At 50.5% G+C, this 13,378-nt stretch carries 10 protein-coding genes; 8 read left to right on the top strand and 2 right to left on the bottom strand.

Going from position 1 to position 13,378, the window contains the following annotated elements:
* The first annotated feature begins 65 nt into the window (after nt 1-65).
* The 4 genes from C0081_RS04600 to C0081_RS04615 all read left to right on the top strand — a co-directional run bounded on the left by C0081_RS04600 (nt 66) and on the right by C0081_RS04615 (nt 5,206).
* Entirely contained in the window at nt 66-1,424 is a 1,359-nt protein-coding gene (locus tag C0081_RS04600) for an MATE family efflux transporter (RefSeq protein WP_101532631.1), read from the top strand.
* Nucleotides 1,425-1,503: 79 nt separating this feature from the next.
* Nucleotides 1,504-2,403, top strand: coding sequence for a DMT family transporter (locus C0081_RS04605; RefSeq protein WP_180966758.1), 900 nt, complete (start codon nt 1,504-1,506; stop codon nt 2,401-2,403).
* A 168-nt stretch (nt 2,404-2,571) separates the two neighbouring features.
* Nucleotides 2,572-4,203 carry an alpha-D-glucose phosphate-specific phosphoglucomutase gene (locus C0081_RS04610; RefSeq protein ID WP_101532633.1) on the top strand — a complete coding sequence of 544 codons (1,632 nt, stop codon included), beginning with the start codon at nt 2,572-2,574 and terminating at the stop codon, nt 4,201-4,203.
* 88 nt (nt 4,204-4,291) lie between these two features.
* Nucleotides 4,292-5,206 (top strand): MBL fold metallo-hydrolase, encoded by a 915-nt coding sequence (locus tag C0081_RS04615; protein WP_101532634.1) that lies wholly within the window; start codon nt 4,292-4,294, stop codon nt 5,204-5,206.
* A 36-nt stretch (nt 5,207-5,242) separates the two neighbouring features.
* On the opposite strand, the gene C0081_RS04620 is transcribed toward C0081_RS04615, so the two are convergent.
* Entirely contained in the window at nt 5,243-6,106 is an 864-nt protein-coding gene (locus C0081_RS04620; RefSeq protein ID WP_101532635.1) for a DUF1499 domain-containing protein, read from the bottom strand.
* Nucleotides 6,107-6,288: 182 nt separating this feature from the next.
* Nucleotides 6,289-6,876 (bottom strand): flavodoxin family protein, encoded by a 588-nt coding sequence (locus C0081_RS04625; protein WP_101532636.1) that lies wholly within the window; start codon nt 6,874-6,876, stop codon nt 6,289-6,291.
* Between the two features lie 127 nt (nt 6,877-7,003).
* Between C0081_RS04625 and C0081_RS04630 the strand changes: the two genes are divergently transcribed.
* The 4 genes from C0081_RS04630 to bcsA all read left to right on the top strand — a co-directional run bounded on the left by C0081_RS04630 (nt 7,004) and on the right by bcsA (nt 13,364).
* Nucleotides 7,004-8,029 carry a LysR family transcriptional regulator gene (locus C0081_RS04630; RefSeq protein ID WP_101532637.1) on the top strand — a complete coding sequence of 342 codons (1,026 nt, stop codon included), beginning with the start codon at nt 7,004-7,006 and terminating at the stop codon, nt 8,027-8,029.
* A 54-nt stretch (nt 8,030-8,083) separates the two neighbouring features.
* Nucleotides 8,084-8,593: a GNAT family N-acetyltransferase gene (locus C0081_RS04635; RefSeq protein WP_101532638.1), complete on the top strand. Its 510-nt coding sequence runs from the start codon at nt 8,084-8,086 to the stop codon at nt 8,591-8,593.
* A 507-nt stretch (nt 8,594-9,100) separates the two neighbouring features.
* Complete coding sequence (locus tag C0081_RS04640; RefSeq protein WP_180966759.1) at nt 9,101-10,981, top strand: putative bifunctional diguanylate cyclase/phosphodiesterase; 1,881 nt, start codon at nt 9,101-9,103, stop codon at nt 10,979-10,981.
* Nucleotides 10,982-11,150: 169 nt separating this feature from the next.
* A complete protein-coding gene (bcsA, locus tag C0081_RS04645) occupies nt 11,151-13,364 on the top strand; it encodes a UDP-forming cellulose synthase catalytic subunit (RefSeq protein ID WP_101532640.1) in 2,214 nt (737 codons plus the stop codon).
* Nucleotides 13,365-13,378: the final 14 nt, after the last annotated feature.

Here is a 13,378-nt window from a genome sequence, read left to right on the forward strand (position 1 = left end):
CGTTACCCTGCCCCCTTGGCCAGCCAAGTATACAGAGAAACGATGTTGAAAAGACTTTTGCCCTCGTGAATGCCTCCCCCACTCATAGTGAATTTTTTGATCGTGGCACGCCATCCATTTTGCGGCTGGCGGGGTTCTTGTCGTTGTCGGGGCTGTTTGCCACCTCAGCTATTTTGATTGATGCCAATATGGTGGCACCGATTGGTGACGAGACGCTTGCTGGACTTGGCTTGTCGGCAGGGCTTTATGGTTTGTTTATGGCTGTTCTGTTTGGTTTGGGGTCTGCCGCCCAGATCCTGCTGACGCGAGCGTTCGGCACCGGCGAAATGGGGCTATTTTATCGCCGCCAGTGGCGCTTTTTGGCTTTAGGGTTGGGTTTGAGCCTCTTGCTGGTGCTACTGTTTCGTTTCAACATTCATTTTCTCGTTGATTTATTAGCCACAACATCCGGCGTTGGTTTTGCTGCCAAGCGCTATTTGGAGCTGATGGTCTATGGCTTGCCGATCAGCTATGCCGCCTATTTATTGTCGCTGTCGTTTGATGTGCGGCGACAGGCCTCGCGCGAATTGCGCGGTTTTGTCATCGAAGTGCCACTCAATCTGGTCCTGAATGCCCTGTTGATTTATGGCTGGTTCGGCGCACCAGAATTGGGCATCAAGGGTGCGGCGATTGCGACACTTATCAGTCAGGGTGCCCGGTTGGTCTATCTCATAGGACTGACGATTGCTGATTATCTTGCCGGTTCAGACAAACAAAAGACCGCATCGGAAGCGGACATGCCGCGCTCGGTTCTCATACCAGTGACGCTGAATGTCGCGGCGCTGATTGTTGGAGCGCAGGCTTATCAGCTGCTGTTTTCCCAATTGTCCTATCTTGACTTTGCGGCTTTGGCTCTGATGGTGCCTTGGCTGTCTATTTCCAATGTGCTCGGCAGGGCCATCGCCCTCTCCGCGACCATTTCATGCGCTGACCTTGAAAAGGGCAGTGATGCAATGAAGCAGACCATTGGATCAATCTTGGCGGCCTTGCGGCTTTTAGCACCGCGGTTGGCGCTGACGTTTGTTGGCATTACCTTGTTGGTTGGCGGCCTGTCCTGGCATATTTCCGGCGCGGTGCGGATCAATTTTTTGATGCTTATTCCGCTCGCTGGTCTTTTGGTGCTGATCAGGACTGCTTCGGTCACCATCGGCGCAATTCTGCGTGCCACGGACCGCCCCAAATGGGTGTTCTGGGTGCAAGTGGGGTTACTGTGGGGCTTTGGCGTGCCACTTCTTATGCTTTTAACCTATCTTTTTGACCTGCCGCTCTATGCCGCTTTTTGTGTCCTGATTTGTGAAGAAATGTTCCGGCTCGGCATAATGGCGGGGCGATTGCACAAGATTTTTGCGCCGTCACCCTCTTGTTTCCAAACAGTCCATAAGTAGAAGTCCCTTCCCTGCTGGTTTAAAGTATGCGAATGGTTGGACCCCAAATCTTGTGTACTCTTTCTCCATGCAGGTCCCGATGAAGAACAACACGCTCATTGCCTATGCTTTGTTGGCCACCGCAACCTTGTCCTGGAGTGGCAATATTGTCATTGGCCGCGCCATTCGTAATGATCTGCCGCCGCTTGGCATGTCCTTTTGGCGCTGGTTTTTATGTTGCCTTGTGTTGCTCCTGTTCACAGCACCCAAATTCAAGCGCAGTTTGCCTGTTCTAAAGAGAGAGTGGAAGCTGCTGCTTGTCATGGCTTCGCTCGGTATAGCGGCCTTCAATCCTTTGCAGTATGTGTCTTTGCACACCACCACCGCAATCAATGTGACGCTGATACTGGCGACATGTCCGGCGTTTATGGCTTTGTTTTCGGTGATTTTTCTCAAGGATCGCTTGGGTTGGGCACAGGTCGCAGGCATTTTGGTATCATTTATCGGGGTGGCGATTGTCATCACCAATGGGGATTTACTCAGCCTGTTGAATGTCACCTTCACAGTGGGTGATATATGGATGCTGTTGGCAGCAGTCGTCTGGGCGTTCTATTCGATCACCCTCAAACTACGCCCCGCCGATCTGGATCCTATGGTGATGTTGACGACGATCACAGGCATTGGCGCAACAATTCTGCTGCCGATTTATATCTGGGAGAGCATGACAATCCAGACCATGCCCGTAACAGCAACCTCTTTTTTGACCATTGGCTACATCACCTTCATAGCCTCCCTTTTGGCTTATGTTTGCTACAACAAGGGCGTCAGCTTGATCGGCCCTGCAAAGGCTGGTGTTGCCATCCATCTTATGCCCGGATGGGTGGCGCTTTTAGCCTTTGTTTTTCTGGGAGAACGGTTGGAAAGCCACCATATCGTGGGCATTGCCTTTATCGGACTGGGTATTTTGCTCAACAGCCGCCGGGTAAAAACCAGTCTTTAAACATTAGCCAAACCGTTTTTACCGGGCCATGCATCACACAGTATATGTGGCAAACACAGGGTTATTCAGCATAAAAATGCAACAAGCATGACTGATTTGATCCATATCTATAGCCTTTGTTGTGGTTGGTCTGTAAAGTTGCTCCAACTTGGATCTGGAGGCTATTAAATGAATATTGAAACCATCTCCTGTGAACCCATTGCTGGCCAGAAGCCCGGAACATCGGGGCTTCGCAAGAAGACCCGTGTTTTCATGGAAACGGGCTATCTGGAACAGTTTATTCAATCCGTTTTTAACGCAATCGGCGGTGCCGAAGGCAAGTCGTTTGTGGTTGGCGGCGATGGCCGATTTTTCAACCGCAAGGCCATTCAGATTATTTTGAAGATGGCTGCAGGGAATGGCGCATCAAAGGTGATTGTCGGCCAAAACGGCCTGCTGTCAACGCCTGCGGCCTCTCACCTCATTCGTCTCAATAAGACCGACGGTGGCTTGATTTTATCCGCCAGTCACAATCCCGGTGGTATCGACGAAGATTTTGGCGTCAAATATAACGTTGCCAACGGAGGTCCTGCACCCGAGGGTGTTACCGAATCCATGTATGAACAAACCTGTTCGCTTCGGTCCTACAAAATTGCCGACGCTGACGTGGTCGATCTGGCTTCCATTGGCGAAAGCAAAATGGGCGACATGGTGATCCAAGTGGTTGACCCCGTTGCTGATTACAAAGAGCTGATGGCGTCCCTGTTTGATTTCGTCGCGATCCGCAATCTGTTTGCGGGCGGCTTCTCGATGGTCTTCGACGCCATGCACGCGGTTACCGGACCCTATGCAAAAGCAATCCTTGAAGGGGCTTTGGGCGCTCCTGCGGGGACCGTGATACATGCTATTCCAAGCGAAGATTTTGGCGGAGGGCACCCTGACCCCAATCCGGTCTGGGCCAAAAGCCTGATGGATCTGATGATGTCAGAAAAAGCACCTTGTTTGGGAGCTGCATCAGACGGAGATGGTGATCGTAATATGATTGTTGGACGCGGCGCCTATGTCACGCCCTCTGATAGCCTTGCTCTATTGGCTGCCAATGCCCATTTGGCGCCTGCCTATCGCGAAGGACTTGCCGGTATCGCCCGTTCGATGCCAACCAGTGCCGCCTGTGATCGGGTTGCCGCCGGTTTAGGCATTGAATGCTATGAAACACCAACCGGCTGGAAGTTTTTCGGCAATCTACTGGACGCTGGTAAAGTGACCATCTGCGGCGAAGAAAGCGCGGGCACCGGCTCTGACCATGTGCGCGAAAAAGACGGCCTGTGGGCGGTTCTTTTGTGGCTGAATATTCTGGCAGAGCGCAATCAACCTGTGAAGACGATCCTTGCAGAACATTGGGCACATTATGGTCGGGATTATTATTCCCGATTTGACTACGAGGCCGTTCCAAGCGACGCGGCTAACGCGCTGTTTGAAACGCTCCAAGGGCAATTGGCAACGCTGCCGGGGCAGGTTTTTGCCGGTCTCACCGTTAACAAAGCGGATGAGTTTTCGTATCATGACCCAATCGATGGCTCAGTCAGCACCGGACAAGGCTTGCGTGTTTGGTTTGACGGAGGCGCTCGGGTTGTATTCCGTCTGTCGGGTACAGGTACGGAAGGCGCTACCTTGCGCGTTTATCTGGAGCAATATGTCGACTCACATGGCGACCATGCCCTTGACCCGCAAGTGGCATTAAAACCCGTCGTGTCAGCCATGTTGACCATGACACAACTGGAAGAACGCCTCGGTCGCACAGCGCCCAATGTAATCACTTGATAGAGCTCAAAGCATTTTGCAGATGAAAAACGGCGGCCCTGTTTTGGACCGCCGTTTTTGTTCCTCATGAGAGGCGAGGTTGAATTTCATGCCATCCATTTCCTTTGATAGAAGCTTTATGCCAAATTACGGCCAGGCTGTGGTTCTAGCCCCCGGAGTGCGGCGCGTAACCTGCAACAATCCCGGCCCTTTTACCTTTCATGGCACCAACAGTTACATCATCGGGGAAGGCAAGGTTGCCATTCTCGACCCCGGGCCGGCAGATAAGGCACATATCGAAGCGCTATTGCAGGCCACAAAAGGGGAAACGATCAGTCATATATTGATCAGCCACACCCATTCTGATCATTCACCCGGTGCAGAACTCCTGCAACAGCGCTGTGGTGCTGCAATCTATGCAGAAGGCCATCACCGACCGGCCCGAACGCTGCATTTGGGCGAGATCAATCCCCTTGACGCTTCAGCTGACTCCAAGCTGGAAATCGACCATTTTCTCAAAAACGGCGAGCGCATTGAAGGTGAAGGCTGGGCATTGGATGTTCTGCATACACCGGGGCACACCGCCAACCATCTGTCTTTTGCTTTGCCGGATGGATCCGGACTGTTCTCGGCCGATCATGTCATGGCTTGGTCCACATCCATCGTTGCCCCTCCGGATGGATCAATGGCCGACTATATGGCAAGCCTTAAGGCGCTTATGAAACGCAAGGATGCCGTTTATTGGCCCGGTCATGGCGGCATTGTGAAAGAGCCAGAGTCATTTTTGCTGGGATTGCGAGCGCACAGGGAGATGCGAGAAGCTGCGCTCATCGACCGATTAGATGCTGGGGACGAAACCATCGCTCAAATGGTGGCCATCGTCTATAAAGATGTCGACCGGTCGCTGCATGGTGCTGCAAGCTTGTCGATGTTCGCGCAAATCGAATATCTGGTCGCACGGGGCTTTGTGGTGTGCCAAGAAGCCATTCCATCGCTGAGTGCACACTATCGCCTTATCCGTTGATCGAACAAAGCCCATGATTGTAAGGCACCTGCCCTATCAGGGATTTAGGGGCTTGGCGCGGGGTATCGGGCCTCTTTCCAGACGGCGCTGACGCTCTTCTTCTTCGATTTGAAGCTCGAAATGCTTTATGCCGCCTTCCAGTCGGTTGTCAACCGATGCCATAAAATTCATGATCCGTGCTGCGTTTATTCCGAAATCATGAGGCCCCCACAATGAAGCAGATCTCATATCCAAAATGCTTGCTTCTTCCCCGTCCGGTCGCAAACGAACAGACATTGCGTAGCGCAAGCCAGTGATGACAGAACGGGTCGTCGCCTCAAAGTCGCTGCCATCAACGCTGTCTCTATAATCGCTGATGCGCAGCAATTCCCAATTTTGTTTTTTCAACTCGTCAAGCACCAGCAAATGCACGAGCTCAATAGGTTGCTCAATCTTTTTACTATTCAAGCTCGGATAGGCGAGCGCTTGCTTTTCTCGCTCAGCCAAACTGGCACTTTCCAAGCTGTTATCATTGTCACCGCGCAGTTTCCATGCCTCGACAAATTCTGGCGGGTCTATCGGATTTGTCGATAGGTCAGAAAAAGCAGGTCTGGAAAAATAAAAATATGCAAAAGCCAGCGCCGGCAAAAGCACAAACAGGCTGCGCAAGAAAGTCCCCCACAAGCGCATGCCTCCAATTTGCCCATCAAACCAAATGGTTGGAAACGCGGCAAGGCTCACAAGGATCGATAAAAGGGCCAGCGCAACGGATGCAGCAAAACAATAAATAGCCAATGACGGGTGGAGCCCGCCAAAGCGCATCAATAAAAAGCTTAAAATGGCGACTGGAATGCTCAGGCGGGCCAACAACAAGGCCCACAGGGCGAGCCGGGAGGTTTTGAACTTGTATATCCCAGGCATAAAAATTGCTCTTGCTGTCGGTTACCGTTGGTGTCGCGCATAATCGTACGATGCGAACACATGATCGGCGATCAGCTTAGAGAGAATTGTCCACAATCTCAATTGCTTCGGTGCATCCCGCACATAAAAAAGCAGCTGACGAACCGCCAGCTGCTCTTCATTTCATCTTCCGGTGTCGTCTATCAGGCGGCAGATGCCCAACGACGCGTGCTTTGAGCAATGCGCGAGCCAAAAGCTTCGGCTGTGCGGTGATCGGTCGCTGGAGGAGCGACATCGGGGCTTTGATCGCCATTGGCCTGCGCCATCAATCCAATATAGGACCCCAAACGATTGATGTCTTCAACGCTACCCTCGGATGTATTGTTGCCCGGAGCCATCCCTGTGGACACCCAATTCATACCATGCTGGCCAGCAAACACGGCCATTTGAATCAGGGTATTGAGCTTGTCACCAGATTGAGAGGCAGACACGGTGAACCCTGCCGCAATTTTATCTTTCCAGCCTTGTGTGAACCATACCTTGGAACTCTCATCCATAAAACCTTTAAACGGAGCCGAGACAGAGCCCATATAAGTTGGGCTACCAAAAACGATTGCATCGGCCTTAGCCAGCACATCCCAGTCTTTGTTCTCGTCATCGGCTTTGATCAGGGTGATTGTGGTTCCTTCGACAGCTTGGGCTCCCTTGGCCACCGATTTGGCAAGGGCTTCTGTGTGACCATAGCCACTATGATAAACAATAACGACCGATGTTTGGTGCGAATTTGACATTTTATTTCCTTTATTGCCCGTCTCTAGCGGACATTTCGATCTTAACTCTCGGGCATCCAGACTGTCTGTCGCCACGTTCTGATCTCAAAATAGGGATTGATCGCATGAAGACAAATGCATTATAATCATGATTATGATGAAAAATATCGATCACTTATCCCTAGACGGCCGGTCTCTGTATATGCTCAAGCAGATTTATGAGCATCGCTCGGTAACAGAAACGGCGCGGATGTTGGGCGTTACACAATCATCGGTGAGCCACTCTTTGGACCGCTTGCGTGGCCTGTTAGGTGATCCGCTGTTTCTCAAAGTCGGACGCGCGATGGTGCCAACCGAGCGGGTGGAATCGATGATGGGTGAAATTGATCAGGTGTTGGAGGGTATAGAGGCTCTGTACCACCAGTCAGACTTTGATCCGCTCAATTCCACTGACCGCTTTTCGATTATCTGCAACGATTTTGAGCATGATTTGCTCGTCCCTGCCATTTTTTCAAGGCTTAATCAGGAGGCACCCAATTGTACGCTGCGTACTCATCAGCAGTTAATCATGGGCAATGTGTGTTTAAAAAAGGGTGTCGCGGATCTAGAGCTTTGCCCCTACCCGCCAAAGGATTCATCTGACCTGGTGATTTCGAAATTATGTTCTGATCGTCAGATCACCTATTATGATCCTGATGTGCGGGATGCCCCGCGCGATTTGGAGGATTTCGTAGCATCGGATCATGCCATCCTGTCGCTGGGAACCAACGAAGCAACTGCCATTGATACACAACTATCCAGTATGAGTAGAAAAAGACGCGTTTCTTATATTGGTCCAAACTTTACTTCTGCTGCGATGGTGGTGCGCGGAACCAATATGTTGGCAACAGCCCCGTCCCGCTTGGCCGGATCTATTTTTCGTGATCTCGCATGGGTGGAAACACCGGTAGAGTTAGAGCCCGTTGATTTTTACATGGTCTGGCACGTGCGCCATCGGCATTCCCCTCGCCATAAATGGTTCAGGGATCTCATCAAAACGGTTGCAAGCGATCTGCCCGAGACCAGTCAGGTATGCAAAGAAACCATCGCGCGTCGCACGGTGGCCAACGATGCCAAAGGGCCAAAAAGAAAACATGCCGTGATAACAGATAAGGCTGCGATCGTGCGGGATTGAGTTTCCGAAATGCTCCAGCACATTAGAGCGATTTGAGGATACAGAGTGCCCGGCATGATACAATACCAAATCCGGACGGCGATCCGGTCAGATTTCCCAGCCATTGCTCAATTGCAAGCAAACAGCTGGCGGCATGCCTATCGCAACCATCTTCCTGCCAGTTATTTGGCTGAGCGGGTTGACGCTGATGTGTCAGACATCTGGAGTCGCTACAAGATTAAACCACAGGATGTTGTGCTGGTCGCCCGCGAAACAGGCACCCAGTCTTTATTGGGCTTTGTTTCCGTTTGGTGCCGCCCCAATGCGTTTATCGACAATTTGCATTGTGACCCGGCCAAAACGTCGAACGGCATAGGAACGGCCCTCATGCAAATGGTCTTCAACCGCCTCCGTGATCAAGGCCATCATAGGGCCTGGCTGAGCGTTCTGGTGGGTAATAGCGGTGCTGTGCGTTTTTACACGCGCTTGGGTGCGCGGCCGGGCATGGTTCGGCGAGAGGATCTATGTGGTTTTCCAGTAGAGGCGCAAATCATGCAATGGGAACATTTGCCTTTATCCGAGTAGAAGGAAGAGGGATAAAAGCCAAATGGCACCGTCGAGTAATAATACGTATTTTAGAGTTTAGAACCAATTCAAATACCATCGAATTTAGCTCTTTTGCCAAATACTTATCCATTGTTCAGTTATTCAATACTATCTAATTAAGGCAATGTTTACAGGTTGTGTCTATTAGTCAATACCATCTGCAGAGCTGTGGCACACCCAATTTGCACTTGTGTCTGGTGTTCGGTTAGATCAAATACACGAGCAATAAACATATGGTGCGCATGTTTGAAAATTAGGCAAGATCAACCAAGGGTCGATCTACAAACTGAGATCAGGCGTATGCCAAATCAGGGCAAAAAAAGAAAAAAAGAAATATTTAGCCCATCCGATGTGATGACGCTCTCCGTTCCGTTGTGGGTCTTTGATGTTGACCATTCAAAGATTGTTTGGGCCAATGATTCAGCGCGCGATCTTTGGCATGCAGAAACGTTTGAAGAGCTTTTTGCCAGAGAGATGGCCTCAGATATGAGCGATTCCATTTCGGCGCGCCTTAAACAATATCAAAGTTCCTTCTCACTCAACGACAAGGCCTTTCACGAGGTCTGGACGCTTTACCCAAATAATCTACCTGTGACTTATAATGTCCGCATGAGTAGACACAATCTACCCGATGGCCGAATTGGCATGCTTTGCGAAGCCAAAGCACAGGAACATAGAACACCACATCGCCTGCGCAGTGCAGAAGCCCTTAATCATATTCCCGTTTGCATCTCGTTGTTCTCCATGGCTGGAGATCTGCTTTATATGAACACCGAGGCTAATAAAAAATATGGCGTTGAGGCGGCCGTACTGCAAGACCGGTTTGATGATCAAAGTGACTATCAAACCATCACCAGTGACTTGAGAAACAACAAAAGCGCTTCATTAATTTGCCGTGTGGTTTGCGGCGAAAACTTACGCTGGCACGAGTTATCTGCAACCGCCTGCCATGATCCAACAACAGGCGAAGAAACAATCTTATTATCGGAATTCGATGTCACGGGATTAAAAGAACAGGAACAAAAGGTCCGCTTTCTGGCACATCATGATCTTTTGACAGGGTTGTATAGTCGCAACTATGTCAACCAAATATTCCCAATACAACTTTCGGACGCTTTAAAGGCCCAGACACCTCTTGCCATGCTATTGATCGACCTTGATAATTTTAAGGCAATCAATGACACGCTGGGGCATGTCGTGGGAGATCGATTGCTTATCTATGTGGCAGCCTTACTTGAATCTATTGTGGGAAGCCACGGCCAAATAGCGCGATTGGGTGGCGACGAGTTTGTTATTCTCATGCCCTATCAATATGTGACAGAGCTGGAAACAATTTGCCATCGCATCCTTGTTGACATGTCTTCCGATTGCACTTTCGACGACCATATTGTGAATAGCAAAGCAAGCATTGGTGTCAGTTTGTTCCCGGAGCATGGTCGGGACCTGTCATCCTTGATGCAGCATGCTGATCTGGCATTGTATGAAGCAAAAGATGCCGGGCGTAATACGCATCGCTACTTCCGACCAGAGCTCCAGAAGGCCGCACTGGTCAAACGCACGCTTGAGAAGGAACTCACTCTTGCCATTGAGCGCAAAGAGTTCGAGCTTTTCTATCAACCGCGCGTAGACTGCCAAAAACAAACCGTTTTGAGCGCCGAAGCCTTGATGCGTTGGCATCATCCTCAAAAAGGCATTGTTTTACCGGGGGATTTCATTGAAGCGCTGGAAGAAACCGGTTTGATACATCAGGCTGGTGACTGGATCATTGAACAGGCCGGAAAGGATCAACGCCGGCTTGCAAAAAGCGGTTATGACTTTCCACTTTCTATCAATATTTCGCCGAAACAATTTGAGCGTTCGGATTTTGTCTTAAGACTACAGGAGAATCTGGCCAAAACCGGATGTCCCACAGATCGCATTGAAATAGAGCTCACCGAAGGCATGTTGATGGGCGAAGGCTATGACGCCAAATCCATACTGACGAAACTGTGTGACGTTGGCTTTTCGATTGCAATTGATGATTTTGGTACGGGTTACTCTAACCTTGCCTATATTCAGGATTATCCGATCTCAAGCTTGAAAGTGGATCGGTCTTTCATGCAAATGATCGATGACCAATCCCCCGTGATCGGCATGATCCTTTCCCTGTGTCGTCTGGTAAGCGTAACAGCCGTTGCAGAAGGTGTGGAAACCATAGGCCAACTCGAATGGCTTCAGCTTAATCACTGCAATCAATATCAGGGGTTTCTCTATTCCAAGCCGCTACCATTGACAGACCTATTTGGACTGTTGAAAGACCCGCCCCAACTTGTTACGGGAACCGGCCTTGTTGAAGGACGGGACATGGAAATATCTTGGGCTGTGTAATATCACTGCTGCAATACCAGCGGTCACGGACCTAATTTTTAGATAATCCGGCAGGAACTACCCAAACATTACGTTTAAGGTTTGCTTAACCATGACTTTTTACGTGCTGATAAGGTTACTTCGCTAATCCTACCCCTTGAAAAAATACCTAGGGTTTGGATTGCATCATATGCTGGCGACTGTTTGGCTTATTGTAACATTGATCTTTCTGGCGTTTGTCTTGCAGCCGGTAGGGTTGGGAGCGCAGCTCCTGTACGCCACATGCACCATTGGGTCTATGGCACTGATTCATGCCATAAAGTTGCGCCATCCAATGTGGCGACATGTTTTTGTGGTTATGGGGTGTGCCGTCGCGCTGCGCTATCTTTATTGGCGCTGGACCAATACGTTGCCCAATTCCGATCAATTGGCATCTTTCATCGCTGGCTACCTGCTGTTTTTTGCAGAACTCTATGCCATCGGCATGCTGTTCATCAGTACCATTGTCAACTCGGATCCGGTGAAACGCAAGCCCGTGCAATTGTCAGGCACCCGCGGCAACTATCCCAGCGTGGATATTTTCATTCCATCTTACAACGAAGATGATGACATTCTGGGCACCACCCTCGCGGCGGCGGCAAATCTTCGTTATCCGGCAGAAAAACTCAATGTCTATCTGCTTGATGATGGCGGTACGGACCAAAAATGCAAATCGGACGATCCTGTTGCGCGGCAATCGGCACGCAACCGCAAAGAGCGTCTACAAGCGTTTTGCGCCGAACTCGGCATTCATTATATCACGCGCGCGCGCAACGAGATGGCCAAGGCTGGCAATCTGAATGAGGGACTGAAGCATTCAACCGGTGATTTGGTTGTTGTGTTCGATGCCGATCACGCCCCGACCCGTGAATTCTTAGAAAAAACCGTCGGATATTTTCAAGTCGATCCAAAGCTTTTTCTGGTGCAGACCCCGCACCAATTCCTCAATCCAGATCCGATTGAGAAAAACCTCGACACCTATCGGTTCATGCCGTCCGAGAATGAAATGTTCTACTCGGTCACTCAAAAGGGCTTGGATAAGTGGGATGCAACTTTCTTTTGTGGTTCCGCCGCCGTTTTGCGCCGCGAAGCTCTGGAAACAGTTGGGGGCTTTAACGGGGTCTCAATCACCGAAGATTGTGAGACCGCTCTGGAGCTGCACGCGCGTGGCTGGTCCAGTGCCTATGTTGACGAGCCTATGATTGCCGGTTTCCAGCCGGAGACTTTTGACGCATTTCTCACCCAACGGTCGCGCTGGTGTCAGGGCATGATGCAAATCCTGTTGTTGCGGTTGCCGATGTTTCGCAAAGGCCTGAAGCCTATGCAACGGTTGGCCTATTTGTCGAGCATGCTGTTTTGGCTGTTCCCGCTGTCACGTTTTATCTTTGTCTTTTCACCGGTGCTCTATATTTTCTTTGATCTGCAAATCTATCACGCGACCTTTCAGGAGTTTCTTGCCTATACCTGCACCTACATGGTGGCGGCAACCATAATGCAGAATTATCTGTTCGGACGGGTGCGTTGGCCATGGATCTCCGAGACTTATGAATATGTGCAATCCTTTGCCCTGTCGCGTGTGATTTTCAGCACACTTCGCAACCCGCGCAAGCCGGTGTTTAAAGTGACTGACAAGGGACTATCGCTTGAGGAAGATAGTTTTTCCAGTCATGGCTGGAGCCTTTTAATCGCTTTCATCGTCTTGCTCGCAACCTTCCTGAATGGGATGTACCGGTTGTGGCTGGATGGAATGACCAATGAATTGTTGATGGTCGTTACCATCTGGTCTTTCTTCAACCTTGTTCTGGGCGGTCTAGGATTGGGTGCTGCGGCCGAACGCAAGCAAAGGCGTCGGCATTATCGCATGGACTATACCACCCCTCTGCTGACAGGCATTCTGACGATTGACGGCGAGCAAGTGGGCTGTGAATTGGACAATTTGGCCATTGGCGGATTGGCTGTTGTTGCCAAGGCCAGTGAAGCACTGCCCGCCGCGATTTCGGGCAAATTAGGCAGCATAAGCATTGCCAAAAAAGACAATCCTGATCATACGCTCTACACCTTTAATGTGGTGGTGCGCTCCAGCACAGCACAGGGAGGCGAACGCCGTATCGGCCTCGGGTTGCACGCCAGCACCGCTATGGATCGGCGTGTTTTGGCCGGAATCATGTTTCCTGACAACAGCCAATTGGTCAAATTGCGTGATGGCAGACAAAAGTCAAGGCCGGTACTTTATGGCACTTTCATCATCCTGCAATGGTCAGCCTATCAGGCTTGGCGCGGAATGAGCGCCGCCCTGCGTTCGCTGCTTGGCCGCTCATCCAAAGACAAAGCAGCCCCTGAACCAGCACCTTTAAGCAATCGATGAGTTGGGGGAGATAC

The sequence above is a fragment of the Cohaesibacter celericrescens genome, assembly GCF_002866925.1.
GTDB classification, from domain to species: domain Bacteria; phylum Pseudomonadota; class Alphaproteobacteria; order Rhizobiales; family Cohaesibacteraceae; genus Cohaesibacter; species Cohaesibacter celericrescens.

Bases quoted from the DNA above. Each gene is read 5' to 3' on its own strand.
- C0081_RS04605 (WP_180966758.1), top strand. From the start codon at position 1,504: ATGAAGAACAACACGCTCATTGCCTATGCTTTGTTGGCCACCGCAACC.
- C0081_RS04610 (WP_101532633.1), top strand. From the start codon at position 2,572: ATGAATATTGAAACCATCTCCTGTGAACCCATTGCTGGCCAGAAGCCC.
- C0081_RS04615 (WP_101532634.1), top strand. From the start codon at position 4,292: ATGCCATCCATTTCCTTTGATAGAAGCTTTATGCCAAATTACGGCCAG.
- C0081_RS04620 (WP_101532635.1), bottom strand. From the start codon at position 6,106: ATGCCTGGGATATACAAGTTCAAAACCTCCCGGCTCGCCCTGTGGGCC.
- C0081_RS04625 (WP_101532636.1), bottom strand. From the start codon at position 6,876: ATGTCAAATTCGCACCAAACATCGGTCGTTATTGTTTATCATAGTGGC.
- C0081_RS04630 (WP_101532637.1), top strand. From the start codon at position 7,004: ATGATTATGATGAAAAATATCGATCACTTATCCCTAGACGGCCGGTCT.
- C0081_RS04635 (WP_101532638.1), top strand. From the start codon at position 8,084: ATGATACAATACCAAATCCGGACGGCGATCCGGTCAGATTTCCCAGCC.
- C0081_RS04640 (WP_180966759.1), top strand. From the start codon at position 9,101: ATGAGCGATTCCATTTCGGCGCGCCTTAAACAATATCAAAGTTCCTTC.
- bcsA (WP_101532640.1), top strand. From the start codon at position 11,151: ATGCTGGCGACTGTTTGGCTTATTGTAACATTGATCTTTCTGGCGTTT.